Here is a 25,123-nt window from a genome sequence, read left to right on the forward strand (position 1 = left end):
TCTGCACGGCCTGGCGCCGCGTTTTCGTTCGATCCTGATTAACCAACGCTCCGGCTATGGCGCCGGTTGACGGACCCCCGCGCGCGCCACAAGCCGGTCGGAACGGACGCAGAGGGGCAGGGCCCGGCCGCGCCCGTTCCCCCGCATCAAACAGACAAGGTCGTCTTTTCCTTTATGAAATTCTTCCACAATTTCGGGTCCGCCGCGCACGACATGGCGATCGACCTCGGCACCGTGAACACCGTCGTCTATGCCCGCGGCCAGGGCATCGTGCTAAATGAACCCTCGGTCGTCGCGCTCGAGACGCAGGGCGGGGTGCGGCGGGTCAAGGTGGTCGGCAACGACGCCAAGCTGATGATGGGCAAGACGCCGGGGAATATCGAGGCGATCCGTCCGCTTCGCGATGGGGTGATCGCCGACATCGACGTCGCCGAGCAGATGATCAAGCATTTCATCGACAAGGTGCTGGGCGGCGCGAGCCGACTGCGGCGACGCAGCAATGTCGTGATCTGCGTGCCGTCGGGATCGACGATGGTTGAGCGCCGCGCGATCCGCGACGCCGCGACCAACGCCGGCGCGGTGTCGGTGCAACTGGTCGAGGAGGCGCTGGCGGCGGCGATCGGCGCGGGGCTGCAGGTCGCCGAACCGAGAGGCGCGATGGTGGTCGACATCGGCGGCGGCACGACCGAAGTCGCGATCCTGTCGCTGAGCGGCATCGCGTACAGCACGTCGGTGCGTGTCGGCGGCGACAAGATGGACGAGATGATTTCCTCCTACATCCGCCGCAAGCATAATCTGATGATCGGCGAGATGACCGCCGAGCGCGTGAAGCTGGCAATCGGCTGCGCGGTGGCTCCCGAGGGCGAGGGCATGGTGATCAGCGTAAAGGGACGCGACCTGGTCAATGGCCGCCCGGCCGAGATCTCGCGTGTCGGAAGCCGAGATCGCCGAGGCGCTGGCGGAACCGGTCGGCCAGATCGTCAGCGCGGTGCGCGCCGCGCTGGAACAGACGCCGCCCGAACTGTCGGCCGACATCATCGACGAGGGTATCACGCTGACCGGCGGCGGCGCGCTGCTCGGGCGGATCGACGAAGCGATCGCCGCGGCGACCGGGCTGGACGTTCGCGTGGCCGATAACGCGCTGATCTGCGTCGCGATGGGCGCGGGCATGGCGTTCGAGGAGCCCGCCTATCACGGGGTGCTGATCGCGGGGTGAGTCTGGTCAGGCGTAAGCCTCGATCGCCGCGAGATGTTTCGCCTTTTCCGTTTCGTCGAGGAAGGAGCCGGTGAAGCTGTTGCGGGCGAGGGTCACGAGGTCGGCTTTCGACAGGTCCAGGGCGTCGGCCACCGCGAGGTAATTGGCGTTCACATAGCCACCGAAATAGCTGGGGTCGTCGCTGTTCACCGTCGCGGCGAGGCCGGCGTCGAGCATCGTCTTGAGCGGGTGGGCGGCAATGTCGTCGACGACGCAGAGCTTGAGGTTCGAGAGCGGGCAGACGGTGAGCGTCATGCCTTCGGCGGCGAGGCGGGCGACGAGTGCGGGATCTTCGAGGCTGCGGTTGCCATGGTCGATGCGATCGACCCGGAGCAGGTCGAGCGCCTCGTGGACATAGGCGGGCGGACCTTCCTCACCGGCGTGGGCGACGATCCGGAGGCCGAGGTCGCGGGCGCGGGCGAAGACGCGGGCGAATTTCGAGGGGGGATGGCCGACCTCGCTGCTGTCGAGGCCGACGCCGTCGATGCGATGCAGCCAGGGCAGTGCCTGATCGAGCGTCGCTTCGGCCTCCGCCTCGCTGAGGTGACGGAGGAAACAGAGGATCAGCTTCGCGGAGATGCCATGCTGTGTCTTCGCGTCGTCGAGCGCGCGGGTGATGCCGGTGACGACGGTTTCGAAGGCGACGCCGCGTTCGGTGTGTCCCTGCGGGTCGAAGAAGATTTCGACGTGGCGGACGTTGTCAGCGTGGGCGCGGGCGAGATAGGCGGCGGTGAGGTCGTAGAAGTCCTGCTCGCCGATGAGCACCCCCATGCCCTGATAATAGATGTCGAGGAAATCCTGGAGGTTCGAGAAGGCGTAGGCGGCGCGGACCTCCTCGACGCTGGCGAAGGGGATGGCGACCCGGTTGCGCTGCGCGAGGTCGAACATCAGCTCGGGTTCGAGCGAACCTTCGATATGGAGGTGCAGCTCGGCCTTGGGCAGGCCGAGCGATGAAGGCGGCGCGTTCGGCCGATGATGCGAAACCCTCAGCCATGCGGAACCTCCTCCTCGCGCAGGATGATCGCCGCCTCGGGCTTGTGGCGGCGGATTTCCTCGGCGGTCAGCCCGTCGATCTCGTGCGGGAAGATCAGCCATTGGTCGGTTTCGTGGACGAAATAGTCGGGCTTCAGGTCGGTGACGTTGCGGCGCGGCTTGTACCAGACGGTGGCGATGCGGATGTCGCGCGGCATATTGCAGCGGCAGCGCGCCTGCAATTCGGAGAGGAAGGCTCGGATGCTGCGGCCTGAGTCGAAGACATCGTCTATTATCAGCAGCCGGTCGCCGGGGTTGAGCGTGTCGATGAGATAGCCGAGCGCGAACACCTTCACCTCCGGGTCCTGCCGGTCGATGCCTTTGTAGGAGGAGGTGCGGATCGCGATGTGGTCGCAGTGCTGGCCGTGATAGTCGAGCAGTTCCTGCACCGCGATGCCGACCGGCGCGCCGCCGCGCCAGATGCCGACGAGATGGGTCGGCCGGAACCCGCTTTCGACCACCTGCATACCGAGGCGGAGCGAATCGGCGAGGAGGTCGTTGGCGCTGATGAAAATCTTGTCGGTCGTCATCGCGCGAGTTTGACCGTTTTTGTCGCGCCGCACAATATGGATGGCGCCCCGCCGGAACCGGGGCGCCATCCGCTGCGGATCAGAAGCGGAAGCTGGCCGCAACCCCGTAAGTGCGCGGGGTCCCCGCGATGAAGGTCGGCAGGCCGAGGCTGTCGCCGGTGTTGCCCGCGTCCATGATATATTTGCGGTTCAGCAGATTGTCGGCGAATGCCTCGATCCGCCAGCCGCCGCCCTCCGCTTCGTAGCCGAGGCGCGCGTTGACCAGCACATAGGGCTTCTGGAACTCGTCCTGGATATCGTCGGCGACGAGCGCCGCTGCAGCGGCTGTTGCAGGTCGGGGCGGTCGTTGTCGTCGTCGAAGAAGATCTTCGACTGATATGTCGCGCTGGGGGTGAAGGTGATCCGGCCGTCGCCGAGCGGCACGCCGGCGATCGCGCCGATCGCGGCGCTGTGATCGGGGCTGAGGCGGAAATGATTGCCGTCGCGCGCGCCGGTGCGGAAGCGGCTGTGGTTATAGGCATAGGAGCCGAACAGCGTCACCGCGTCGCTCGGCACCCAGCGGACCTGGCCCTCGAAACCATAGCCGCGCGCCTTGCCGGCATTGGTGACGACGAATTGCGTCCCCTGTTGCACCGTGGTCTGGAAATCGCTGTAATCGTAGAGGAAGGCGGCGCCGTCGACGAACAGGGTGCGGTCGGCGAGCGCGGTCTTGAAGCCCACTTCATAGCTGTCGACCGTCTCGTCGGGCAGGATGTTGAAGCGCACCGGACCGAAAGGCGCGCCGGGGCCCTGCGGCGCGAGGATTTCGGGGCGGCGGCCGCGCGCATAGGTCGCATAGAGGCTGCTGTCGCCGGTCGGCGCATAGCGCGCGGTGACGCGCCACGAGAAACCGTCGCTCTTGAGCGTCGCTTCCTCGATGGAGCCGTTGCCGTCGGTCGGCTGCGCGCCGAGGCCGAACAGCGGCACCGGATAGACTGCCGAGGGCGGGATCGTCGCGGCGCCGGGCACCGCGAGCGCCTGGAGCAGCGCGGTGCGGACCGCCGCCGGCTGCGACAGCGCGCCGATGAAACCGCCGAGGATCGAGCGGCCGTTGAGCACGGCGGCGGTGTAGCGGCTGCGCTTGCTGTCGTGGCTGTAGCGCAGCCCGCCGCCGATCTCGAAGCGGTCGGTGACGTGGAAGGTCGCGTCGCCATAGAGGTCGATCGCGCGGGTGCGCGATTCGTTGGTCGAGGTTTCGAGGTGGCCGGGCTTCAGATTGGCGGCGATCGCCTGCGCCTGCGCCATGCCGGCAGCAGGACGCCATAGGCACCGGCGACGCCCTGGAGCAGCTGGCTGGTGAAGGCGGGGTTGGCGAACAGCGCGAGCGGCGCGGGATCGGTCGCGGGGCGGCCGGGAATCGCGCCGCCGCCGTTCAGCACGCCCGCGAGGCGGGCCAGCGCGACGCGTTCGTCGAACTGCGCGGGGGTGCGCTGGCTACCGTTTTCGTAAAAATAGCTGGCGCCGACGAAGGCGCTGATCCGGTCGCCTTCATAGGCGAGGCGCAGGTCCTGGCTGAACTGGCGTCCGCGCGCATCCTCCGCCGCGGTCAGCACCGGCAGCGAGAGGCCGTCGGCGTCGAAGATTTCGAGCGCCTTGAAGCGGCGGTAGGCGGTCGTCGCGTGCAGCGAAAAATCGCCGCCGAGATCGAGCCCGGCGATGCCGGTGACACCCCAGACCGTGCGGTCGAGGCCCAGCGGACGATTGTCCTCGAAGCCCGCCCCCGGGGCGAGCGCCGCGCCGCTGTTGCGCCCGCGGTCGCCGATCACGGCGCCGGTCACGGGATCGGTGGGGTTGTAGGCGATCGACTTGAACGCGGTGCCGTTCGGATGATCCTCCTGGTAATTGCCGATGAGGTCGAAGGTCAGGCCGCCGGTTTCGGCGCGGAACGCGCCGCGCACGGCGCGCGTGTCGACCGAATTGTAATCCTCTCCGCCGAGCAGGTTCTCGACGGTGCCGTCGCGCATCCGCACCCGCCCCGCGAGGCGGATCGCGGCATTGTCGCCGATCGCGGCATTGCCCATCGCATCGGCGGTCCAGCCGTCGAAATTGCCGTAGGAGATGCCGAAGGCGCCCTCGTTGCGGCCGACGCGCGCCTTGTTCTGGATGATGTTGACCGCCCCGATCAGCGCGCCGCGGCCATAGAGGGTCGATTGCGGACCCTTGGCGACCTCGACGCGGTCGATGTCGAACAATTCGACATAGGAGCCGCGCGATTTCGAGATCGACACGCCGTCCTGATAGAGCGAGACGCGCGGTTCGTTGGTCGCGGCGCCGCTGTCGGAGGTGATGCCGCGAATCACGAAGCCGGGGTTGTTCGGCGACTGGTTCTGGACCTCGAAGCCGGGCACGAAGCGCGACAATTCCTCGAAATCCTGGATGCCGAGGCGTTCGAGATCGCCGCCGCCGACGACGCTGAGCGTCATCGGAACCTCGATCGGATTCTGTTCGCGCAGCTGCGCGGTGACGACGATGGTGTCGCCTTCGTCGCTTTCCTGCGCCTGAGCGGCGCCGAGCGGCGAGGACGGAGAGGCTGGTGGAGAGCAGCAAGGCGGTTGGTTTGAAGGTCATGGTTTTTCCTTTTTTCGGAAGGCGATGATGTCTTTTGCAAACCCAAGCGGCCGGTCGGGATCGGGGTGGGAGGCGGACATAAAGCCCCTCCCCTTCAGGGGAGGGGGTTGGGGTGGGGTCCATCGGCCTTGCGCAAGGCCGATGGACCCCACCCGCTGCGACTAACGAACAAGTTCGTAAGTCTCGCTGCCCTCCCCTGAAGGGGAGGGCCTGATCTATTCCAACGTCCGCTTCCGCCCGATACCCCCCATTCCCGTCCTGGGTTTGCAAAAGACATCATCGCCTGTCGCAAGGGGCGGTTAGGCAGGGTTCGTGAAAGCGGCGTGACAGGCGCGGCATTGTTCGCGGCGCCTCTGGACTCATGGCGCACTCGCTATTATGTATGGTATTGTGTATGGATATATGCACGGTAACATGCAGGATGATGGCGATGACAAGCGAGCTGGAAGGCCGCGACAAATGGCGGTGGATCTATCGGACGGGGCTGCATGGCCTGTGTCCGCGCTGCGGCGAGGGCAGGATGTTCCGGCGCTGGCTGAAGGTCACCGACCGCTGCGAGGCGTGCGGGCTCGATTATGATTTCGCTACGCCCGACGACGGGCCGGCGTTTTTCTCGCTGTGCTTCGTGGCCTTTCCGCTGCTGTTCCTCGTGGTGTGGTTCGAGGTCGCGCTCAATCCGCCCTGGTGGGTGCATCTGGTCACCTCGGTGCCGCTGATGGTCATCCCCTGCCTGCTGGTGCTGCACCCAATCAAGGGCTGGCTCGTCGCGTCGCAATATGTGAACAAGGCGCAGGAAGCGGGGACCGGCGCGCTGTGGGCCGGGCTGAATGCCCGGGCAAAGGGGGAGGAGACCGGGGAGCACGATGGCTGAACCATGGGTTCCCGACCTGAGCGCGGCGCCGGGCGCCAAATATCTGGCGATCGCCGACGGCATCGCGGCGGCGGTCGAGACGGGGCGGCTGCGCGCGGGCGACCGCCTGCCGCCGCAGCGCGACCTGGCGGCGCGGCTGGGCGTCGATCTGACCACGGTCACCAAGGGATATGAACAGGCGCGGCAGCGCGGGCTGATCGGCGCGCGCGGGCGGGCGGGGAGCTTCATCCTGCCGCAGGACGCGATCGCGGCGGGGCCGCCGCCGCTCGACACCGGCATGAACATGCCGCCCGAGGTCGCGGGCGGGTCGCTGCTCGCGGCGTGGGAGCGCACCGCCAGCGCCCTGCTGCGCGCGCCGGGCGCGGGCGGGCGGCTGCATTATGTGCCCGCGGGCGGGCGCGCCGCCGACCGCGCCGCAGGCGCGGCGATCTTCGCGCGGCTGGGGCTCGATTGTTCGGCGGACGAGGTGATCGTGACCGCGGGCGCGCAGAACGCGCTGCACGCGATCGTCGCGGCGACGCTGAAGCCCGGCGATGTCGTGGCGTGCGGCGTGCACGTCTATTCGGTGTTCCTGCAACTCGCGCGCAAGACGGGGCTGACGCTGGCGCCGCTGGCGGCGCTGGACGCCGATGCGCTGGAGGCGCTGTGCCGGACCACGAAGGTGGCGGCGCTTTATGTGGTGCCGACCAACGACAATCCGACGGCGTACACGCTGGATGAAGGCGAGCGGCGCGCGCTGGCCGAGGTCGCGCGGCGGCACGGGGTGCGGATCATCGAGGACGATGCCTATGGCCAGCTGCCCGACCGGACGATCGCGCCGCTGACCTGTTTCGCGCCCGAACTCGGCACCTATGTCGCGAGCTGTTCCAAGATATTGTCGCCCGCGCTGCGCGTCGCGCATGTGCGGGCGCCGTCGGTGCGCGATGCGCTGGCGCTGGCGGCGGAGGTCCACAAGAGCTGTGTGATGGCGCCGCCGCTCGACGCGGCGCTGGTGACGCGCTGGCTGGAGGACGGGAGTTACGACCGGCTGACCGCCGAGACGCGCGCCGAGGCGGTGGCGCGGCAGGGCATCGCGGCGTCGACCCTGCCCCCGGGTTCCTATGCGGCGCATCGCTGCGGCTATCATCTGTGGGTGCCGCTCCCCGCCGGGGCCGATCAGGGGCGGATCGCGGAGGCCTTGCGCGGGGCCGGGATCACCGCGATCCCCGCCGATGCCTTTGCGGCGGGGGCGGGCGGCGGGGCGGCGCTGCGCGTGTCGCTGGGCGGCGCGGTGACGCGCGAGGCGCTGGCGCGGGGGCTGACGGTGCTGGAGATGGAGTTGGGGGTCGACGGGCGGTAGCATGTCTTTCCTCTCGCCTCCTGCAGGCGGGCGATCATATCCTTTGCAAACCCAAGCGGCCTGTCGGGATTGGGGTGGGGAGCGGACGATGCCGATCCTCCCCGGAACGGGGAGGGGGACCAGCGAAGCTGGTGGAGGGGCACAGGCGGTTTACGCGGCGCCAGACTCAAAGAACTCCGTTTTCCGGCAACCCGGCCGCAAGGCACGACCTCACCGGCAAGGCAAACCGCCTGTGCCCCTCCACCACCCTTCGGGTGGTCCCCCTCCCCCGTTGGGGGAGGATCTTCTACCCATCCCGCCCGTATACATCCTCGCGGAAGGCGACGCCCTTCTTGGTCGCCACGGCGGTGATGTAGGTCAGGTAGACCGGGACTTCGTGCGGAAGCGCGACGGCCTGTTCGGGGGCGTTCGATTTGGCTTTGACCGGGCGTTGCAGCAGCCACTGGCCGAGTTCGGCGGCGTTTTCGAGGCGGATGCAGCCGTTCGAAAAGTGGCGGTCGTCCTTCTTGAGCAGGTCGCGGTCGGGCGTGTCGTGGAGATAGATGCCGAGCTTGTTCGGGAAGAGATATTTGACGCGGCCCATCGAATTGGCGCCGCCGGGCAGTTCGCGCAGGCGCAGCACGCGGTCGCCCGCGGCGACGGCGTGCCAGTCGATTTCGGACGGGTCGAGCTTGCGCGCGGCGGGGCCCCAGTCCGACAGCGCCTCCATGCGCAGCGAGGCGAGGCTGCGGCCGACGAGAACCTTGGGCGCGATGCTGTTCTGCGCGAGATAGTCGGGGACGTTCCAATAGGGATTGAGGATCGCCCATTGCAGCTTGCCCGCGAGCAGCGGGGTCGGGGTGGCGGCGGCGCCGACGACGACGCGCATCGTGCCGACGCGCTTGCCGGCGCTGTAATAGCTGAGTTGGCCCGAGGAGGCATCGACGACGACATGATGCACCCAGGGACCGGGCAGCAGACGCGCGCGGTCGAGGTTGAGAGCCAGGCGTTCGAGCTGATCGCGCGAGGCGCCCTGTTTGCGCGCCTGGCTAGGCGAGGGTGCGGAGGCGGACATAGTCTTCGCTCATCCAGTCCATGCCGGACACATAGGCGGCGAAATCCTTCGGGAAGGCCGCAGCGCGCAGCACGGTGAGGGTGCCGGGGGCCTTGGGCCTCAGCGCCTTGTCGGCGTAGATGGTGCGGTCCTTGCCGGGTTTGCGCTGGTCGCGGACGAAGGCGGCGAAGGCTTCGGACAGCGCGAGTTCGGCGCGGGCGAGCGCCTGTGCATCGCCGCCCTGCGCGTCGCGGACGAGGGTGCGGATTTTGTCGGGGCGGTAGCTTTTGGGTTTGAGGCCGTCGAGAGCGGCCGAATCCAGCCAGGAGAGCAGGGTCGCGGCTTGCGGCCCGAGCTTGCCGCCGCGGACCCAGAGCGGCTTGTAGCCGCGTTCGGCGTAGAAGCGTTCGAGGTCGCCGCCCGCCTGGTCGCGCAGGGCGATGTCGAAGCCCGCCGTCGCGCTGGCGTTTGCGGGCGCGGCGAGGGCCGTTGCCGGGGCGGCGACGGCGGCGAGAGCGAGAAACAGGGGAATGCAGCGGTGCTGCATCCCCCGCGAAATCGTGGGGTTCAACGGGCGATCAGCCCTTTTCGCCCACGCGGGTCGGCGGCGGGGGTGGCGGCGGGGCATAGGCCGAGCTGGTTCGGATGATAGACGCCGTCCGAGGTATAATAGCCGTCGATGATGCCGTCGCCGTCGCGGTCGGCGGCGACGCTGCCCGCAACCGCGCCCGGCGGCGGCGGGGGCGCATAGGCGACTTCCTCGCTGTTCGAGCAGGCCGACAGCAGCAGGGCGGTCGCCCCGGTGACGATGAGGGGGGTGAAACGCATGGGGATCGCTCCTTGGAAAAGGCGCAGGGGCGGGGATTCCCCCGGCGCTTGCACCTTCGGCTACGCGGGCCGCGGGCCATTGTTGCAGGCGCGCGGCGGGGGCGCGGCCAGCGGAGTGGTTTGCGCGACGAGAGGTGACGTCCTGGCGGCGGCTATTGGCGTGCGGCGGCGCTGGCGTCGCGGATCGCCTTGAACTCGCTGCCGTCCTTCCAGCCGGGCCATCTGGCCGAGCGGGCGAGCTCGTCGCCGATCGCGCGGAACAGCTCGATGTCCTGCACCGCGCCGTCGAGATTCCAGCTTTCGTCCCAGGCGTCGCAGGCCTGATGGTAGCAATTGCCGGTATAGTCATCGACCCATTTCTGGCCCGCCGCGGTGCCGCCGTCGACGAGGTCGGAAGCGCCGGCGATGCCCATCATGAGGAGGACGGGGACGCCGCGCTTGGCCATCGAGAAATGGTCGGCGCGGTAGAAGAGGCCGCGTTCGGGGAGGCTTTCGACGCTGACGGTGCGGCCCTGCGCCGCGGCGAGGCGGGCGAGGTCGTCCTCGAGACTGCCCTGGCCCTTGCCGACGAGGATGACGTCGCGCGCCCTGCCCGCGGTCTGCAGGATGTCGAGGCCGAGATTGGCGACGGTCTTTTCGTGCCGATAGACGGGGTTCTGCGCATAGGCCTCGGAACCGAGCAGGCCGCGTTCCTCGGCGGTCCAGAAGGCGAAGACGAGGCTGCGGTCGGGGGCGGGCGCCGTCTTGAAGGCGCGGGCGATCTCGAACAGGCCCGCGACGCCGAGCGCGTCGTCGTTGGCGCCGGCGCGGTAGATGCGGCCCTGCGCGTCGGGCTTGCCCTCGCCATAGGCGTCCCAGTGCGCGCCGTACATCACCACCTCGTCGGGACGCGTGGCGCCGGGGATACGCGCGAGGACGTTCTGGCTCTGCACGACTTCGTGGGCGACCGGGATTTCGGCCTCCAGCGTCACGCCGCGCAGCGCCACCGGGCGGAAGTCGGCGCGGCGCGCGGTGGCGCGGAGCTGGTCGAGGTCGAGGCCGAGGTCGGCGAACATCCGGTCGGCGACATCGTGCGCGATCCAGCCCTGAAGCTGCAGCGAGCTGCGCTTTTCGGGCGGGACGACGAGGCCGTAATTTTCGCCCGCCGGTGCCTTCACGACGTTCCAGCCGTAGCCGACGCCGCCCTCGTCGTGGACGATCAGCGCGGCGATGGCGCCGCGGCGCGCGGCCTCCTCGAACTTGTAGGTCCAGCGGCCGTAATAGGTCATGGTCTTGCCGCCGAACCGGCCCGCGACAGGCTCGCCCGGCTGCGCCGCGAAATCGGGGTCGTTGATCAGGAAGACCGCGACCTTGCCCCGAAGGTCGACGCCCTTGAAATCGTCCCAGCCGCGTTCGGGGGCGTGGACGCCATAGCCGACGAAGACGAGCGGCGCCGCGGCGACCGCGGCGACATCGGCCGGCTGGAGCGTCGAGACATAGATGTCGGTGCCCTGGATCAGCGGCTGGACATTATGATGGCCGGCGCGCTCGAACTGCAGCTTCGCGGGCGAACCGAGGCGGGTGTGGAGCAGCGGAACCGGCTGGGTCCAGCCGCCATCGACGCCGCCGGGTTCGAGCCCGAGCGCCTGCAGCCGGCCGATCAGATAGCCGATGGTGCGTTCCTCCCCCACGGTGCCGGGGGCGCGGCCCTGGAACTGGCCGGAGGCGAGGGTGCGCACGGTCTCGGTGAGGTTCGCGGCGGAGATGTCCTGCGCGGCGGCGGGGGCGGCGAGGAGGGCGGCGATCAGGGCGGCGGCGAGGCGGAGAGACATGACATGAGGTTCCCGGTTGCTGTTGGGGCGGAGCCTAGCCGCGGTCGGCGGCCGCCGCCAGCGTGCGATGAAGGGAGCCGGCGTGGGCTTGGCCCCGCCGTGTCACATCGCGGCAATCATGCGTTCATAGCATCGCGGGGGACCGCAGGAGCGCGACGATGGACGACAGCCTTTCCGACCTCGACCGTATCAAGGATGAAATCGCCGACAGCTTCGACGAGGAGCTGGAGATGGAGATGGACGAGAGCCAGCTCGACGCGCTGCTCGCCGACCTGTCCGACCACCCCGACCGCGAGGCGCTGGACCGCCGTGTCTATTTTCGCGAGCTGTTCCGGCTGCAGCACGAACTGGTCGTGCTGCAGGATTGGGTCCAGACACAGGGGCTGAAGGTCGCGGTGCTGTTCGAGGGACGCGATTCGGCGGGCAAGGGCGGGGCGATCAAGCGCATCACCCAGCGGCTGAACCCGCGCGTGTGCCGCGTCGTCGCGCTGCCCGCCCCCAGCGAGCGCGAGCGGACGCAATGGTATTTCCAGCGTTACGTCCCGCACTTGCCCGCGGCGGGCGAGATCGCGCTGTTCGACCGCAGCTGGTACAACCGCGCCGGGGTCGAGCGCGTCATGGGCTTTTGCACCGAGGAGGAATGCGAGGAGTTTTTCCGATCGGTGCCCGAGTTCGAGCGGATGCTGGTGCGGTCGGGGATCATCCTGGTCAAATATTGGTTCTCGATCACCGACGAGGAGCAGCAGTTCCGGTTCCAGATGCGCATCCACGACCCGCTGAAACAGTGGAAGCTGTCGCCGATGGACGTCGAATCGCGGCGGCGCTGGGAGGATTATACGCTCGCCAAGGAGGATATGCTGGAGCGCACGCATATCGCCGAGGCGCCGTGGTGGATCGTCGAGGCGGTCGACAAGAAGAAGGCGCGGCTGAACTGCATCGCGCATCTGCTGGAACAGATCCCCTATCGGGAAGTGGAGAAATCGCCGGTCGTGCTGCCCGACCGCGTCCGCCACGCCGATTATGTGCGGCACCCCGTGCCGCCGGAGATGTATGTGTCCGAGCGGTACTGAGGCCGGACACAGAGACAGAATTTACCAATCGGCCGCGAGTTCGCCGAGCATGGCACGACGCTCCACGGCGCCCGCCAGCACGTCGATTACAGCGCCCGCACCATCCATACCAACACCGTCGAAGGCGCCTTCTCGATCTTCAAGCGCGGCATGAAGGGCGTCTATCAGCATTGCGGCGAGCAGCATCTGCATCGCTATCTGGCTGAGTTCGAGTTCCGCTATAACACTCGTCAGGCGAACGGCATTGATGACAGGGGCCGTGCTCGCGAGGCGGCGCGCGGCATCGTCGGGAAGCGCCTTACCTACCGGCGGATTGACGACGAAGCGACCGCGTAAGGTCGAGAAAACGACTCAACCTCAACGGCTTAGCTTTAAGTTTATGGATTCGTTGGACGAATCTTGACTTTTAGGCGTTTTTCGGCGATTCTGGCGGTGGTAGGCAACGCCGGATAAGCCCCGTGGATTGAGGAAAGAACTTTCCGCCCCTTGAGTGACGGTTGCCCTTAGGATGGTAACCTAAACGCACACAAGGTCCGGGTGCCGGGGGCCTACCACCTTGCAAAATCGTATCCATACTCCGCAAATATTGTTCGCTGGTCGGGAGTGAGTTCGGCGCGCCACGCGGGCGTTGGGAATAGCGCGACGCCGAAATCATGGGGAAAGCCACCCTCTTTTGCCATGATCGGCTTTAGCGCTTTGGTTAGCCGCAGTGTCCCACTCGCCGGGGCCTAGGCAGTCAATCGCTTGGTAGAACGAACTGGCGACGAAATCGGACAATTGCAGCCCAGCGCGCTCGGCGTGGGGATGCGCTTCCATTAGGTGCCAGTCTAACATCTTGGTCACCGGTTCGCGCTTCTTGAGGTAGATGTTGTTACCCTCTTGCTGCAGCTTGAGGTAATATTGATAGGCCGCAGTCTGGCTGTATCGGACGCCGCCGCGCTCGGAGAACTCGATCTTCACCGGTAGTTGCTTTCCGTGGTCGGCCATGGTGCGCCCAGCGCAGAATGCTGTCACGCGCTCCAAGAGCAAACGGATGCACCAGTTGTAGAACCATTGTTGCGACGGGATTTTTGAGGCGCGTGCATTCTTGTAGTCGCGCATGTTTTTTTTGTTCGAGCAAATCGCAAAGCCGCGAAGGGGGAGTTGTGCAATCATCTGCCCAGCCACCAACTTTCGTGTTGGCGACAATGTTCGATAATGCAGATCCGAGCGTTGGCGAATATCCAGATGGTTCACAATATTCGACAACCAGGTCTTGACGGTCGGCTCTCGCGACGCCCGAATTACGACTGCGCTGAGGACCAACCATTCGCTGGCGCCGTTTGGATCGATGGGACGAACGCGCCGCGTGCCGGGGTCACCAGCTTCGTCGATATATGCAATGTAGCCGTATTCAGGAGGATTGTTCGCCATGACGGAGAAAGCAGCACCTTTGACCACTTTGAGTCAAAGCAAAAAGTTCGAGGCAGCAGCGCCGGAACTAGAATGTGACGATGATCCCGACCACTTTGACAAGAAGGACGCAACGATAGTGAAGCACAAGCCTGTGGAACCAAAAAGCAAGGATTCCAGCGCCACATAAAGACATGTACATGTCTCAGCGATGTTTTCGCGCAACACCTCGTTAACTTTTTTCTAGCTTTTGGCAATCCGGACTCGACTCTGCCAGCGCCGGAACAGATAGAGTACAATTGACAAAGAAAAGGCCGGGGCCTCCACAGCCCCGGCCTGATCATCTGCTACGATCTAGCAATCGCCAGCGGACTAGCTCTAGTGCGGGATTACCCTACTCTCATAAGGCGATGGGTCAAGGCGATTGCGATGAACGGCCAAGGAGCCAAATCGCATGACGACCTATAGAGCAGAGTGCCACACCCCCGATAACCTTGACACAGATCGCAGGCTACAGGGCTTGGGCGGCTCACACCCTCATGTATGGTGGTACGGGATCGACACTATAATCCGCATGATCGACGGTGGTAACGATATTTTCTACACCATGGTCGATGGCAAGGTAGCGCTCATTGAGGTGGCGACGCATCCGGTTTCAAAGCGTCGCTATCTGAAGACGGTGCGCGACTCTTATCCATACAACAACCTCCTGTACCTGCCCCACTGCCCGTGACGAGATCGTAAGGGGGCTTTGAACGCTTCAGGCTTCGCGGCCCAACTCAGCGCTTGTTGGGCCGCGTATAGCCCGGCGTGTTCGAACGGATCGGGGAAAGCGGCTAGGCGCGCGCCGATGCGGCGCAATTCGTCTTCTATATGCCGCATGTCCTATATCCTTCGCAGATGGCCTTCCTGAGAAGTTGATAACCAAATAGGTTATTTTCCTTGACACAGCGTCACGCTTGATGTAGAGCTTTCTACATCATGGCGAATCGCGTCCATCGCAGGGGCGACCGCCGATCACGGATGCTTGTGGGTTTGCAAACTACATTAACTCCACATCATTCGCATCATGGACAATTGCGAGTCGGGCCGGGGCCCCTTCGAGGAGAGGGGGCTTCCGGCCCGCTGGCGTTTGGGGCGAGACCGATATGGGCGATGGCGAGGAGGAGATTTCGGGGTGCCAGCACGGCCCGCTGCAGAAGCGCAAGGCGAAGCGGAATAGCTGGACCAAGGCGCGGCGCGCGGCCTTTCTGGCCGAGCTGGCGGCGAGCTGCAACGTGACGCGGGCGCATGACGCCGCCGGCATGGGACAGCGCAGCGCCTATGTGCTGCGCCAGCGCGATCCGCTGTTCGCGCGGGCGTGGCAGGAGGCGTTGACGCTGGGTTACGAGCGGCTGGAGACGGCGTTGCTGCAGCGGGCGCTGGAGGTCACGGGGGTGCTGGCGGTCGAGGCCGTGGAGGAGGGGGCCGCGCTGGTCGCGCCGATGAGCGTCGAGCAGGCGATCAAGCTGCTCGAACAGCATCGCCGCAGCGTCGAGCAGGGGCGCGCGCGGACCTATCGGTCGCAGGCGCGGCATGTGGCGACGCAGGAAGAGACCGACGCCGTGCTGTTGAAGCGCATCGCGATGGTCAAGTGCCAGCGGGCGCGGCGCGAAGCGTGCGTCGATGGCGGCGAGCTGGTTGCGCAACCGCGGGCGGACGGCGCGGCGGAGGGCGGTGCGTGACGGTGCCGGCCGGGCACGCGGAGGCCCTGCGCGCCGCGACGCGGGGCATCGCCGAGGAATTCGCCGCGATGAGCGAGGAGGAGCGGCACTTCGTGCTGCGCGGGCTGACCAGGGCGCAGAGACGCGAGCTGGTCCGCCGCTGGTACGGTTTCGAGAATGACGGGCAGCGCGAGCCGCCGGGGGACTGGCGCATCTGGCTGATCCAGGCGGGGCGCGGTTTCGGCAAGACGCGCGCGGGCGCCGAATGGGTGAGCGAGATCGCCCGCGACATGCCGCTGGCGCGGATCGCGCTGGTCGCGGCGACGCAGGCCGACGGGGTGCGGGTGATGATCGAGGGGCCGAGCGGGCTGATCGCGGTGGCGCGCGCGCATGAAAAGCCGCGCTGGATTGCCGGGCGGCGCGAACTGCTGTTCGACAGCGGGGCGGTGGCGACGCTCTATTCGGCCGAGGCCGGCGAGGAACTGCGCGGGCCCGAACATCAGGCGGCGTGGTGCGACGAGCTGGCGAAATGGCGGCGCGGGATCGCCGCGTGGGACAATCTGATGCTGGGGATGCGGCTCGGCGAGCGGCCGCGCGTGCTGGTGACGACGACGCCGCGAACCAATGCGGTTATGTGGCGGGTCAAGGCGGCGCCGGGGCTGACCGAGACATTCGGGCGGACGAAGGACAATCCGCACCTGCCCGACAATTTCGTGGTCGCGATGCTGGAAAGCTATGGCGGGACGCGGCTGGGCCGAGCAGGAACTGGACGGCGAGTTGCTGGAGGATGTCGAGGGCGCGCTGTGGACGCGGGCGCTGATCGAGGCGTCCCGGGTCGATGCGGATGCGGTGGGCAAGGCGGCGCGGGTGGTGATCGGCGTCGATCCACCGGCGACGAGCGAAGGCGATGCGTGCGGGATCGTCGTCGCGGCGCTGTTGCGCGATCGCCGGCTGGCGGTGCTGGAGGATGCGAGCGTGGAGAAGGCTTCGCCATCGGCGTGGGCGCAGGCGGTCGCGGCGGCGGCGGCGCGCTGGGGCGCCGACCGGGTGGTGGCCGAAAGCAATATGGGCGGCGAGATGGTGCTGGAAACGCTGCGCGCGGCGGAAATCGCGCTGCCGGTGAAGGCGGTGCATGCCAGCATCGGCAAGGCGCGGCGCGCGGAGCCGGTGGCGCTGGCATACGAGCGCGGGCAGGTGGTGCATGCGGGGGCGTTCGGCGAGCTGGAAGACCAGCTTTGCGGGTTGCAGGTCGGCGGCGGCTATGCGGGACCGGGGCGGTCGCCCGACCGGGCGGATGCGTGCGTTTGGGCTTTGGCGGAATTGTTGCGTGGGGCCGGGGTGACCGGGCCGGGGGTGCGGCGGGTCTAGTCGCGTCGCTGTAAACCGGTTCGTGTCGAGCGAAGTCGAGACACCTCGAAGGCCCTCGCGGCCGATGGACATCTCGACTTCGCTCGATGCGAACGGGGGAGGGGCGATGGCGGCGGCGCAAGGCCGATAGCCCCCTCCACCACCCGCTTCGCGGGCGGTCCCCCTCCCCGTTCCGGGGAGGATCTTGTGGGAGAATCTTATGAACTGGTTTGGCCGCAAGGCCGCGCAGGGTTCTGCGCGGCCCGCTTTGTCGCGGGTTTACGGGACGTGGTCGGCGCCCGCGCCCTTGTCGTTCGAGGCGCAGGTGCGCGAGGGGTATCTGGCGAACCCGATCGTGCAGAGGGCGGTGCGGCTGGTGGCGGAAGCCGCGGGCGGAGCGCCGCTGGAGGCGAGCGATCCGGCGCTGGTCGCGCTGGTGTCGGGCACGTCGGGCGGGCAGGGGCTGATCGAGACGCTGGCGGCGCAATTGCTGCTCCACGGCAATGGCTATGTGCAGATACTGGCGGACGGGGCGGGGGCGCCCGCCGAGCTGTTCGCGCTGCGGCCCGAGCGGGTGACGGTCGAGGCCGACAGCCGGGGATGGCCGGTCGCCTATCGCTACAAGGCCGGGGGGAGCGCGGCGGTGCTGGCGGCGGAGGATGGTGCGGGGCGGACCGCGGTCGTCCATCTGAAGGCGCCGCATCCATTGGACGATCATTATGGCGCGGGCTGCCTGGGCGCGGCGGCGGCGGCGATCGCGGCGCATAATGCCGCAACCAAATGGAATGCGGCGCTGCTGGACAATGCGGCGCGGCCCTCCGGGGCGCTGGTGCATGATCCGGGCGACAAGGGGATGCCGCTGTCGGCCGAGCAGGTCGAGCGGCTGCGCGAGGAACTGGCCGAGGGGTTCGCGGGCGGGGCGAATGCGGGGCGGCCGCTGCTGCTGGAGGGCGGGCTGAAGTGGCAGGCGCTGTCGCTGTCACCGGCGGACATGGATTTCCTGGAGCTGAAGCATAGCGCGGCGCGCGAGATCGCGATGGCCTTCGGCGTGCCGCCGATGCTGCTCGGGCTGCCGGGGGATGCGACCTATGCCAATTACCGGGAGGCGAACCGCGCGCTGTGGCGGCTGACCGTGCTGCCGCTGGCGGGGAAGATATTGGGCGGCATCGCGCAGGGGCTGCGCGGCTGGTTTCCCGATGCGGCCTTGCGCGTCGATCTGAACAAGGTGCTGGCGCTGGTCGAGGAACGGATGGCGCTGTGGCGCGAGGTGTCGGGGGCGGACTGGCTGAGCGCCGAGGAGAAGAAGGCGTTGCTGGGGGTGGGGTAGACCTGCTGGCGGTGCGGCAACGATTTTTCTCGCACGAAGGCACAAAGGCACGAAGATTTTCGCCTGTTCCGTTTGCCCTGAGCTTGTCGAAGGGCCGTCCTTTGCCCGCGCCGCCGAAAGGAAGAACGGTCCTTCGACAAGCTCAGGACAAACGGGGTTTGAGACCTCCTTGTGCCTTTGTGCCTTGGTGTGATTTTTCGAGGAAATCATGATGGATGAGGAAGAGGCGCTGGCGCGGCTGATCGCGCTGGCGGGGACGGGTGCGGCCGGAGCGGCCGGTGCGCCCGCCGATGCGGCGATCCTGCGCGCGCTGATCGAGGAGGCGAGCGAGCTGGGGGCGCGGCGGGCGCTGGCGCGGCTGGGGCTCGCCGACGCGGCGGCGCGCGAGGATATCGGGGATTTGCGGCAACTGCTCGGCGCGTGGCGCGATGCCAAGACGAGCGCGTGGAAGGCGGCGGTCGATTGGGCGGTGCGCGGGATGCTGGCGCTGCTGGTCGTCGGGCTGGCGGTGAAGATGGGACTGCCGGGGCTGCTGCGGTGAGTTTTGCGGCGGAACAGGCCCTCCCCCTGACCCCCTCCCGCAAGCGGGAGGGGGGACTGCGTTTCGCGGGCTACGCCTCGGTGTTCGACCGGGTCGATCGCGGGGGCGATGTGGTGCGGCGGGGGGCGTTCGCGGCGAGCCTGGCGGCGGGGCGCGCGGTGCCCTTGCTGTGGCAGCACCGGGCTCGGCGCGGTGATCGGGACGATCGAGGCCTTGGCCGAGGATGCGCGCGGGCTGCGCGTGGTGGCGCGGGTGATGCATCCGACCGCCGCGGCGCTGGTCGCGCGCGGGGCGCTGACGGGATTGTCGTTCGGGTACCGGGTGACCGCGGCGCGCGGGAGCAATCCGCGCGAATTGCTGGGGCTCGACCTTGCAGAGGTGAGTCTGGTGGCGGCGCCGATGCAGGCGCTGGCGCGGATTGTTCGGATCGACATTGGTGAGCGGCGAGAGGTCGCTTCACCCTCACCCAGCTTCGACTAGCGAACCAGTTCGCAAGTCTTTGCAACCCTCCCCCGTCAAGGGGGAGGGAAGAAATTTCAGAAGGAGTGACGGGCATGGAGTTGGAGATGGAAGTGAAGGCCGATGCGCTCGACGGGGCGTTCGATGCGGTGCTGGCGGCGGAGGCGGTCGATGAGCTGAAGGCGTCGGTCGCGGCGCTGAAGGCACAGGTCGATGCACAGGCGGTGGCGGCGGCGCGGCTGCCGCTCGACGGGGCGAAGGCGGCCGATCCGGCGCGCGACGCCTTTGTCGAGCGCTATCTGCGGCGCGGGATCGATGCGGGGGTGGAGATGAAGAGCCTGTCGGGCGCTTCGGGCGGCGAGGGTGGTTATGCGGTGCCGCGCGAGATCGACGGGTCGATCGCCGCAACCTTGAAGTCGCTGTCGCCGATCAGGGCCATCGCGACGGTCGTCCAGACCGGGACGAGCGGCTATCGCAAGCTGGTCGCGACCGGCGCGACGGGGGCTGGCTGGGTCGGCGAGACCGCGGCGCGGCCCGAGACGGCGACGCGCAGCTTCGCCGAGATCGCGCCGCCGTCGGGCGAGCTTTACGCCAATCCGGCGGCGAGCCAGGCGATGCTCGACGATGCGATGTTCGATGTCGAGACCTGGCTGGCCGACGAGATCGCGCGCGAATTCGCGGTGGCCGAGGGGGCGGCCTTCGTCGGCGGCAATGGCACGAACCGGCCCAAGGGTTTCCTCGACTATGCGACGACGAACGAGGCCGACGGGGTGCGCGCGTTCGGGACGCTGCAATATCTGGCGTCGGGCGCGGCGGGGGCGTTCGCGGCGTCGAACCCGCAGGACAAATTGGTGGAGTTGGTCCATTCGCTGCGCGCGCCGTACCGGCAGGGGGCGTGCTGGGTGATGAATTCGGACACGCTGGCGCGCATCCGCAAGTTCAAGACCACCGACGGCGCCTTTCTGTGGCAGCCGGGGATGGTCGAGGGACAGGCGGCGACCCTGCTCGGTTATCCGGTGGTCGAGGCCGAGGACATGCCGGCGGTGGCGGCGAACAGCCTGTCGATCGCCTTCGGCAATTTCCGCGCCGGTTACCTGATCGCCGACCGCGGCGAGACGCGCATCCTGCGCGATCCGTTCAGCAACAAGCCCTTCGTGCATTTCTATGCAACCAAGCGGGTGGGCGGCGCGATCATCGATTCGGAGGCGATCAAGCTGATGAAATTCGCCGCCAGCTGATCGCGGCTGGCGCGCGATGCGGCGCCCGGCCCGGTGCCTTTCCCTTTCGGGATCGGGCCGGGCGCTTATTTTTTCCACTGGATATGAGGAGGCGCGGTGATGCCGAGCCTGTTTTTCGCCGACCTGGTGCGCGAGACGAGCAGCACGGCCGGGGCGGGGCCGCTGGCGCTGGGCGGCGCGGTGGCGGGGCATCGGCGCTTTGCCGACGTCGTGCCCGAGGGTGCGAGCTTTCATTACAGCATTGCCGGGGTACGGCACGCGAACGAGTGGGAGGCCGGGACCGGATCGCTCGACGGCGAGGGCCGGCTGGTGCGCGAGGTCGTCGCGGCCTCGTCGAACGGCGGCGCGGCGGTGGCCTTTTTGGCGGGAATCAAGACGGTCGCGCTGACCGTGGGCGCCGGGTGGCTGACCGCGGCCGATAGCGCGCTGGCGGCGGCGAGCGCCGGGGTTGCCGCCCATGGCGCCGCTTTGACGGCAATGGGAACGACGGTTGCAGCGCAGGGCGAGGCGATCACCGCGCACGACACCGCGATCGCGGGCAAGCAGCCGATTTCGACCGGCCATTCGCCGGCGACCGCGGTCGAGGCGACCGACAGCGTCACGGTGCGCCGGGGCGGCGGCTGGGTGAATGTCCCGGCGGCGGCGTTGGTGCACCAGAGGAGCGGCGGGGCTTTCGTCTGCGCGGGCAATCTGGGCGTCGGCGAGGAGGCTCCGGGGCAGCGGCTGGTGGTCAGGGCGAGTTCGGCGATCGACGGCAGCGCGCCGGTGACGATCGAGATCGCCGACACGCAGAATGGCGTCGGAAACTGGACCGCCAACGCGGCCTTTGCGGCGCTCAATTTTCGCACCGGCGATGGATCGGTCGCGGGGGCCGGGGTGCGCGCCCAGATCGCGGCGACGATGCCCGCGACGCATGGCGGACAGACCGACCTGAAATTCAGCGTCTCGACCGCGGCGCTGCTCGACCGGTCGGCGGTGCTCGACAGCACGGGGCGGTTTCGCCCCGGCGCCGACAATCTGCAGACGCTGGGGCTGAGCAGTTTCCGCTGGTCGGCACTCTATGCGGCGACGGGGGCGATCCAGACGTCGGATGCCCGCGAGAAGCTGTGGCACGGGCTAGCAAGCGCGGCGGAACGGCGCGCGGCGCGGCGGATATCGGGCGAGCTGGGCTTTTTCCAGTGGCACGATGCGATCGCGGCCAAAGGCGCGGACCAGGCGCGGCGGCATTTCGGGGTGCGGGCGCAGGCGGTGTGGGCGATCATGGCCGACGAAGGGCTGGTCGATCCGATCGATGCCGGCGGCCTGCCGGGGCGGACGCCCTATGGCTTTCTGTGCTTCGACCGGTGGGAGGATGCCGAGGGCGTCGCGCATGACCGGTTCGGGGTGCGCAGCGACCAGTTGGCGCTGTTCCTGATCGCCGGGCTGGCGAGCGGGGCCGCGGCATGATCGACGCGCGGGCGATCGGCGCGGGCGCGATCGGCGATGCGGGTCTGCGCGACCTGGCGAGCGAATATCAGGAGCCGCGGGTGAATGCCGCGCGCGGCGACGGGCGGCGGATGGGCGTCGGGTCGCGGGCGGGCGAGCGGCGGGTGGTGCCGGTGCGGCGGTGATGATCCAACAGGCTTGGGTGCATCTTCTCCCCTCCCGCAGGCGGGAGGGGTTGGGGTGGGCGCGAGCCGCAGGCTCGCTCCTGCGCTGTCGCCCTTGCCCACCCCGCTGCGACTAACGAGCAAGCTCGTAAGTCTCGCTGCCCCTCCCGCTTGCGGGAGGGGAGATCGCCGATCGGTCGCGGTGAGGGGATTCAGGTGAGCGGGAGACATTTCATGCTGGTGATCAAGGATCCGGGGGCGCGGGTCGATTATATGTTCGATTGGGGCGATGCCTATCTGGACGATCAGACGATCGTGGCGAGCGATTGGGCGGTCGAGCCCGAGGCGGCCGGCGGCATCGCGGTGGTGGCGGCGAGCCACGACCTGCTGCGCTGCGCCGCGACGCTGGAGGGCGGCGCGGCGGGCGGCGTCTATCGCGTCACCAACCGGGTGACCCTGAGCGACGGACAGATCGACGAACGGTCGCTGACCGTGCGGGTGGAGGAACGCTGATGATCGTCGGGATCGACAAGGGCGCGGCGCCGGTGGCGGTCGCCGAGGCGAAGGCGTGGCTGCGGCTGGGCGCGGGGCAGGACGATGCGGTGGTCGCGGGGCTGATCCGCAGCGCCGTCGAACTGTGCGAGGCCTTTACCGGGCAGATGCTGATCGCGCGGACGGTGACCGAAGAAATGCCGCTGCGCGCCGGATGGGTCCAGCTGACCAAGAGGCCGGTCGCCGAAATCGAGGCGGTGACGGCGTTGGCGGGCGAGGACGAGGTTTTGCTGGGCGCGGATGCCTGGCGCGCCGAGGTCGATCGCGATGGCGCGGCGCGGCTGCGGATCGAGGCGCCGGGCGATGCGACGCGGATACGCATTGCCTATCGCGCCGGACTGGCGGCGGAGGCGAATGGCGTACCCGAGGCGATCCGCCAGGGGCTTGCGCGGATGATCCAGCATCTGCACGCCGCGCGCGACGGTGATGCGGCGGCGGTGCCGGCGATCATCGCGGCGCTGTGGCAGCCATGGCGGCGTGTGGGGATCGGGCGATGAGTGCCGAGCAAGCGGTGCGTGCGCGGGCGCTGGCGGTGCTGGCGGACGATCGCGCGCTGGCGGAGCTGGTGCATGGCGTATTCGACGGCGTGCCGGCACGGGCGAGCGCGCCCTATGTCACGGTCGGCGCGGCCGAGGGCGCCGACTGGGGAACCAAGGACGTCGCGGGCCGCGAGGTGCGCCTGACGCTCGCGCTGGCGGGCGTCGGCGAGGCGGCGGGCGATGCCGCGGCGGCGCGGATCGAGGCTCTGGCACCGGGGCTGCGCGGCGACAGCGAAGGATGGCGGATCGTCGGCGCACGCGTTGTGCGGACGCGGTTCGCCTTTGTGAAGGACGGCGGGTGGCGGCACGAGCTGGTGGTACGGTGCCGGTGTCTGGCGGGGCTCGTCTCTCCGCCCTGAAAGGGACGATCCTGTGCTTTGCAAACCCAGGCGGGCTGTCGGGATCGGGGTGGGAGGCGGACATTTGGCGACGCGCTCAGCAAGCGTTGTTCGAGGCTGATGGGGCGGATATTTTGTTTCGCACAAAGGCACAAAGGCACGAAGAGGGCCGTTCGCGGCCGAAAGGGCCGCCTTCTCATCGACGTCGATGTTTTGACGAGGCCCAAGAGGTAAAGCCGCTTCGCGGCAAGCACGACATCTTCGTGCCTTTGTGCCTTTGTGCGAAATCAATCTCACCCACGTCGGCGCACTGCGCCTTCGGTGCCGCCGATAAGCCTGCGTCCGCTAACGCCCGAAACCGGCCATTCCCGTCCCGGGCTTGCAAAAGACATCATCGCCCTGAAACGGGGGGTGTCATTCTATGCTGCACCTAATGCTGCAACAATGCTGCGGTGTCAGTCGTCGCCGGGCAGGGTGTTGGATGCGCTGTAATCCTTGAACTTGTCGGTGAAGTTCGCGTGATAGTCCTCGATCTGCATCTCGGCATTGTCTTCGGCGTCCTTGTCGCCGCCCGCGCGGTCGAAGGCGATCACCGCGGTGCGGAAGGCCTCGCGCTGTTCGTTGCAGACCGATTTGAGGCTCATTTCGAATTCGGCTTCGCCCATCTTGTCCTGCAGCGACTTCTTCATCGTCTGCCGCAGGCATTTGGTGAAGGCGGCGCGCGTCGTGTCGACCTGGGCGGTCGAGGCGGGCGCCATGGCGGCCAGCAATAACGTTGTGATCAGCATCCCGCGACTCCCCGTTTGCGGATGTTCTTGTGAGGCAAGGAGATTAAACCATGGCAATCGAAAATGGGAGCGCCTTTTTGCTCAAGATCGGCGATGGCGAGGCGCCGCCGACCTATGCGACGGTGGCGGGTTTGCGCACCACGCAGCTGTCGGTGAACGGCGAGGCGGTCAACGTCACGACCAAGGATTCGGGCGGCTGGCGCGAGCTGCTGTCGGGCGCGGGGGTGCGGTCGGTGTCGGTGAGCGCGGCGGGCATCTTCACCGGGTCGGATTCCGAGGTACGGCTGCGCGGCCATGCGCTGTCGGGCGCGATCGACGACTATGAACTGGCATTCGAAAGCGGCGAACGGATGCAGGGGCGATTCCTGGTGACGCGGCTCGACTATGCCGGCGATTATAATGGCGAGCGTCAATATATGCTGAACCTGGAGTCGAGCGGACCGGTGGTGAGCCTGTGAGCGGGGCCGCGAATATATTGCGCGGCGAAGCGGAGCTGCGGGTCGGCGACGCGGTGTTTTTGCTGCGCCCGAGCTTTGCAGCATTGGTCGCCGCGGAGGGCGAGCTGGGGCCGCTGTTCGCGCTGGTCGAGCGCGCCGCCGACGGGCGGCTGGGGTTGGGCGAACTGGCGTCGCTGTTCTGGCATTGCGTGCGCGACCGCCCCGAGGCGCTGACCCGCGAGGCGGTGGGCGAGGCGGTGGTCGCGCAGGGGCTGGCGGCGGTGACGCCGGCGCTGCGCGTGCTGCTGGGGCAGATATTGCAGGGGCGGTGACATGAGGTTCACGCGAAGACGCGAAGACGCGAAGAGGCACGGTCTCTTGCGTGGCGGACGTGTACGCCCGCGGCATAGGGTGTTTTCAAAGGCGGCTTTGCCGCCCCTTTTCCATCTTCTTCGCGCCTTCGCGTCTTCGCGTGAGATTTTCGCGCCGTCGAGGCG

26 protein-coding genes and 4 pseudogenes are annotated in these 25,123 nt (G+C 67.8%); 19 read left to right on the top strand and 11 right to left on the bottom strand.

Annotated elements, in window-relative coordinates; all coding sequences use genetic code 11:
* Positions 1 to 174 precede the first annotated feature (174 nt).
* A pseudogene (locus tag N0A20_RS00410) lies at positions 175 to 1,216 on the top strand (rod shape-determining protein).
* A 6-nt stretch (positions 1,217 to 1,222) separates the two neighbouring features.
* On the opposite strand, the gene N0A20_RS00415 reads toward N0A20_RS00410, so the two are convergent.
* From N0A20_RS00415 to N0A20_RS00435, 5 genes are all read right to left on the bottom strand, one after another.
* Complete coding sequence (locus N0A20_RS00415; protein ID WP_260582072.1) at positions 1,223 to 2,350, bottom strand: adenosine deaminase; 1,128 nt, start codon at positions 2,348 to 2,350, stop codon at positions 1,223 to 1,225.
* On the bottom strand, positions 2,242 to 2,817 hold the full coding sequence (locus tag N0A20_RS00420) for a phosphoribosyltransferase (RefSeq protein ID WP_260582073.1): 576 nt from the start codon (positions 2,815 to 2,817) through the stop codon (positions 2,242 to 2,244). The genes N0A20_RS00415 and N0A20_RS00420 overlap by 109 nt, the downstream gene beginning before the upstream one ends.
* 79 nt (positions 2,818 to 2,896) lie before the next feature.
* Positions 2,897 to 3,085 carry a TonB-dependent receptor gene (locus tag N0A20_RS00425; RefSeq protein ID WP_260582074.1) on the bottom strand — a complete coding sequence of 63 codons (189 nt, stop codon included), beginning with the start codon at positions 3,083 to 3,085 and terminating at the stop codon, positions 2,897 to 2,899.
* A complete protein-coding gene (locus tag N0A20_RS00430; protein WP_260582075.1) occupies positions 3,007 to 4,101 on the bottom strand; it encodes a TonB-dependent receptor domain-containing protein in 1,095 nt (364 codons plus the stop codon). Before N0A20_RS00430 ends, N0A20_RS00425 begins: the two co-directional genes overlap by 79 nt.
* A complete protein-coding gene (locus tag N0A20_RS00435; RefSeq protein WP_260582076.1) occupies positions 4,068 to 5,279 on the bottom strand; it encodes a TonB-dependent receptor plug domain-containing protein in 1,212 nt (403 codons plus the stop codon). The genes N0A20_RS00430 and N0A20_RS00435 overlap by 34 nt, the downstream gene beginning before the upstream one ends.
* A gap of 575 nt (positions 5,280 to 5,854) precedes the next feature.
* Between N0A20_RS00435 and N0A20_RS00440 the strand changes: the two genes are divergently transcribed.
* Both N0A20_RS00440 and N0A20_RS00445 read left to right on the top strand, forming a co-directional pair.
* The gene (locus N0A20_RS00440) at positions 5,855 to 6,295 is read left to right on the top strand and encodes a DUF983 domain-containing protein (protein WP_409574705.1); all 441 of its coding nucleotides are present in this window, start codon (positions 5,855 to 5,857) and stop codon (positions 6,293 to 6,295) included.
* Positions 6,288 to 7,634 carry a PLP-dependent aminotransferase family protein gene (locus N0A20_RS00445; RefSeq protein ID WP_260582077.1) on the top strand — a complete coding sequence of 449 codons (1,347 nt, stop codon included), beginning with the start codon at positions 6,288 to 6,290 and terminating at the stop codon, positions 7,632 to 7,634. The genes N0A20_RS00440 and N0A20_RS00445 overlap by 8 nt, the downstream gene beginning before the upstream one ends.
* A 286-nt stretch (positions 7,635 to 7,920) precedes the next feature.
* Here N0A20_RS00445 and N0A20_RS00450 read toward each other — a convergent pair whose 3' ends face one another.
* From N0A20_RS00450 to N0A20_RS00465, 4 genes are all read right to left on the bottom strand, one after another.
* Positions 7,921 to 8,688: a L,D-transpeptidase family protein gene (locus tag N0A20_RS00450; protein WP_260582078.1), complete on the bottom strand. Its 768-nt coding sequence runs from the start codon at positions 8,686 to 8,688 to the stop codon at positions 7,921 to 7,923.
* The gene (locus N0A20_RS00455; RefSeq protein WP_260582079.1) at positions 8,663 to 9,238 is read right to left on the bottom strand and encodes a hypothetical protein; all 576 of its coding nucleotides are present in this window, start codon (positions 9,236 to 9,238) and stop codon (positions 8,663 to 8,665) included. The genes N0A20_RS00450 and N0A20_RS00455 overlap by 26 nt, the downstream gene beginning before the upstream one ends.
* Positions 9,235 to 9,495 carry a hypothetical protein gene (locus N0A20_RS00460; RefSeq protein WP_260582080.1) on the bottom strand — a complete coding sequence of 87 codons (261 nt, stop codon included), beginning with the start codon at positions 9,493 to 9,495 and terminating at the stop codon, positions 9,235 to 9,237. The genes N0A20_RS00455 and N0A20_RS00460 overlap by 4 nt, the downstream gene beginning before the upstream one ends.
* A 152-nt stretch (positions 9,496 to 9,647) precedes the next feature.
* The gene (locus N0A20_RS00465; RefSeq protein WP_260582081.1) at positions 9,648 to 11,306 is read right to left on the bottom strand and encodes a M20/M25/M40 family metallo-hydrolase; all 1,659 of its coding nucleotides are present in this window, start codon (positions 11,304 to 11,306) and stop codon (positions 9,648 to 9,650) included.
* 158 nt (positions 11,307 to 11,464) lie between these two features.
* Here N0A20_RS00465 and ppk2 point away from each other — a divergent pair, with 158 nt between their 5' ends.
* Both ppk2 and N0A20_RS00475 read left to right on the top strand, forming a co-directional pair.
* Positions 11,465 to 12,376, top strand: a complete 912-nt coding sequence (ppk2, locus tag N0A20_RS00470) for a polyphosphate kinase 2 (protein ID WP_260582082.1) — start codon at positions 11,465 to 11,467, stop codon at positions 12,374 to 12,376.
* Positions 12,377 to 12,403: 27 nt separating this feature from the next.
* A pseudogene (locus N0A20_RS00475) lies at positions 12,404 to 12,712 on the top strand (transposase); the annotation flags it as partial.
* A gap of 315 nt (positions 12,713 to 13,027) precedes the next feature.
* Here the strand turns inward: N0A20_RS00475 and N0A20_RS00480 are convergent.
* A complete protein-coding gene (locus N0A20_RS00480) occupies positions 13,028 to 13,789 on the bottom strand; it encodes a DUF3800 domain-containing protein (RefSeq protein WP_260582084.1) in 762 nt (253 codons plus the stop codon).
* A gap of 433 nt (positions 13,790 to 14,222) precedes the next feature.
* Here N0A20_RS00480 and N0A20_RS00485 point away from each other — a divergent pair, with 433 nt between their 5' ends.
* The 12 genes and pseudogenes from N0A20_RS00485 to N0A20_RS00540 all read left to right on the top strand — a co-directional run bounded on the left by N0A20_RS00485 (position 14,223) and on the right by N0A20_RS00540 (position 23,422).
* Positions 14,223 to 14,501, top strand: a complete 279-nt coding sequence (locus N0A20_RS00485; protein ID WP_260582085.1) for a DUF3892 domain-containing protein — start codon at positions 14,223 to 14,225, stop codon at positions 14,499 to 14,501.
* 415 nt (positions 14,502 to 14,916) lie between these two features.
* Complete coding sequence (locus N0A20_RS00490) at positions 14,917 to 15,492, top strand: hypothetical protein (protein WP_260582086.1); 576 nt, start codon at positions 14,917 to 14,919, stop codon at positions 15,490 to 15,492.
* A 68-nt stretch (positions 15,493 to 15,560) separates the two neighbouring features.
* A pseudogene (locus N0A20_RS00495) lies at positions 15,561 to 16,839 on the top strand (DNA-packaging protein).
* 199 nt (positions 16,840 to 17,038) lie between these two features.
* Positions 17,039 to 18,145, top strand: coding sequence for a phage portal protein (locus N0A20_RS00500; protein WP_260582087.1), 1,107 nt, complete (start codon positions 17,039 to 17,041; stop codon positions 18,143 to 18,145).
* Between the two features lie 211 nt (positions 18,146 to 18,356).
* On the top strand, positions 18,357 to 18,686 hold the full coding sequence (locus tag N0A20_RS00505; protein WP_260583972.1) for a DUF6127 family protein: 330 nt from the start codon (positions 18,357 to 18,359) through the stop codon (positions 18,684 to 18,686).
* Positions 18,687 to 18,742: 56 nt separating this feature from the next.
* Positions 18,743 to 19,166 (top strand): annotated as a pseudogene (locus tag N0A20_RS00510) (HK97 family phage prohead protease).
* Positions 19,167 to 19,240: 74 nt separating this feature from the next.
* A complete protein-coding gene (locus N0A20_RS00515) occupies positions 19,241 to 20,383 on the top strand; it encodes a phage major capsid protein (RefSeq protein ID WP_260582088.1) in 1,143 nt (380 codons plus the stop codon).
* Between the two features lie 99 nt (positions 20,384 to 20,482).
* Complete coding sequence (locus tag N0A20_RS00520; RefSeq protein ID WP_260582089.1) at positions 20,483 to 21,829, top strand: tail fiber domain-containing protein; 1,347 nt, start codon at positions 20,483 to 20,485, stop codon at positions 21,827 to 21,829.
* Positions 21,826 to 21,993, top strand: coding sequence for a hypothetical protein (locus N0A20_RS00525; protein ID WP_260582090.1), 168 nt, complete (start codon positions 21,826 to 21,828; stop codon positions 21,991 to 21,993). The genes N0A20_RS00520 and N0A20_RS00525 overlap by 4 nt, the downstream gene beginning before the upstream one ends.
* Positions 21,994 to 22,206: 213 nt before the next feature.
* Positions 22,207 to 22,485 carry a hypothetical protein gene (locus N0A20_RS00530; RefSeq protein WP_260582091.1) on the top strand — a complete coding sequence of 93 codons (279 nt, stop codon included), beginning with the start codon at positions 22,207 to 22,209 and terminating at the stop codon, positions 22,483 to 22,485.
* Positions 22,485 to 23,021 (top strand): hypothetical protein, encoded by a 537-nt coding sequence (locus tag N0A20_RS00535; protein ID WP_260582092.1) that lies wholly within the window; start codon positions 22,485 to 22,487, stop codon positions 23,019 to 23,021. The genes N0A20_RS00530 and N0A20_RS00535 overlap by 1 nt, the downstream gene beginning before the upstream one ends.
* Entirely contained in the window at positions 23,018 to 23,422 is a 405-nt protein-coding gene (locus tag N0A20_RS00540) for a DUF3168 domain-containing protein (protein WP_260582093.1), read from the top strand. The genes N0A20_RS00535 and N0A20_RS00540 overlap by 4 nt, the downstream gene beginning before the upstream one ends.
* Positions 23,423 to 23,856: 434 nt before the next feature.
* On the opposite strand, the gene N0A20_RS00545 is transcribed toward N0A20_RS00540, so the two are convergent.
* The gene (locus N0A20_RS00545; protein ID WP_260582094.1) at positions 23,857 to 24,189 is read right to left on the bottom strand and encodes a hypothetical protein; all 333 of its coding nucleotides are present in this window, start codon (positions 24,187 to 24,189) and stop codon (positions 23,857 to 23,859) included.
* A 50-nt stretch (positions 24,190 to 24,239) separates the two neighbouring features.
* Between N0A20_RS00545 and N0A20_RS00550 the strand changes: the two genes are divergently transcribed.
* Complete coding sequence (locus tag N0A20_RS00550) at positions 24,240 to 24,647, top strand: phage major tail protein, TP901-1 family (RefSeq protein ID WP_260582096.1); 408 nt, start codon at positions 24,240 to 24,242, stop codon at positions 24,645 to 24,647.
* Entirely contained in the window at positions 24,644 to 24,958 is a 315-nt protein-coding gene (locus tag N0A20_RS00555; RefSeq protein WP_260582097.1) for a gene transfer agent family protein, read from the top strand. The genes N0A20_RS00550 and N0A20_RS00555 overlap by 4 nt, the downstream gene beginning before the upstream one ends.
* Positions 24,959 to 25,123 lie beyond the last annotated feature (165 nt).

Origin of the sequence: Sphingopyxis sp. PET50 (genome assembly GCF_025244705.1) — a bacterium.
In the GTDB taxonomy this organism is placed as follows: domain Bacteria; phylum Pseudomonadota; class Alphaproteobacteria; order Sphingomonadales; family Sphingomonadaceae; genus Sphingopyxis.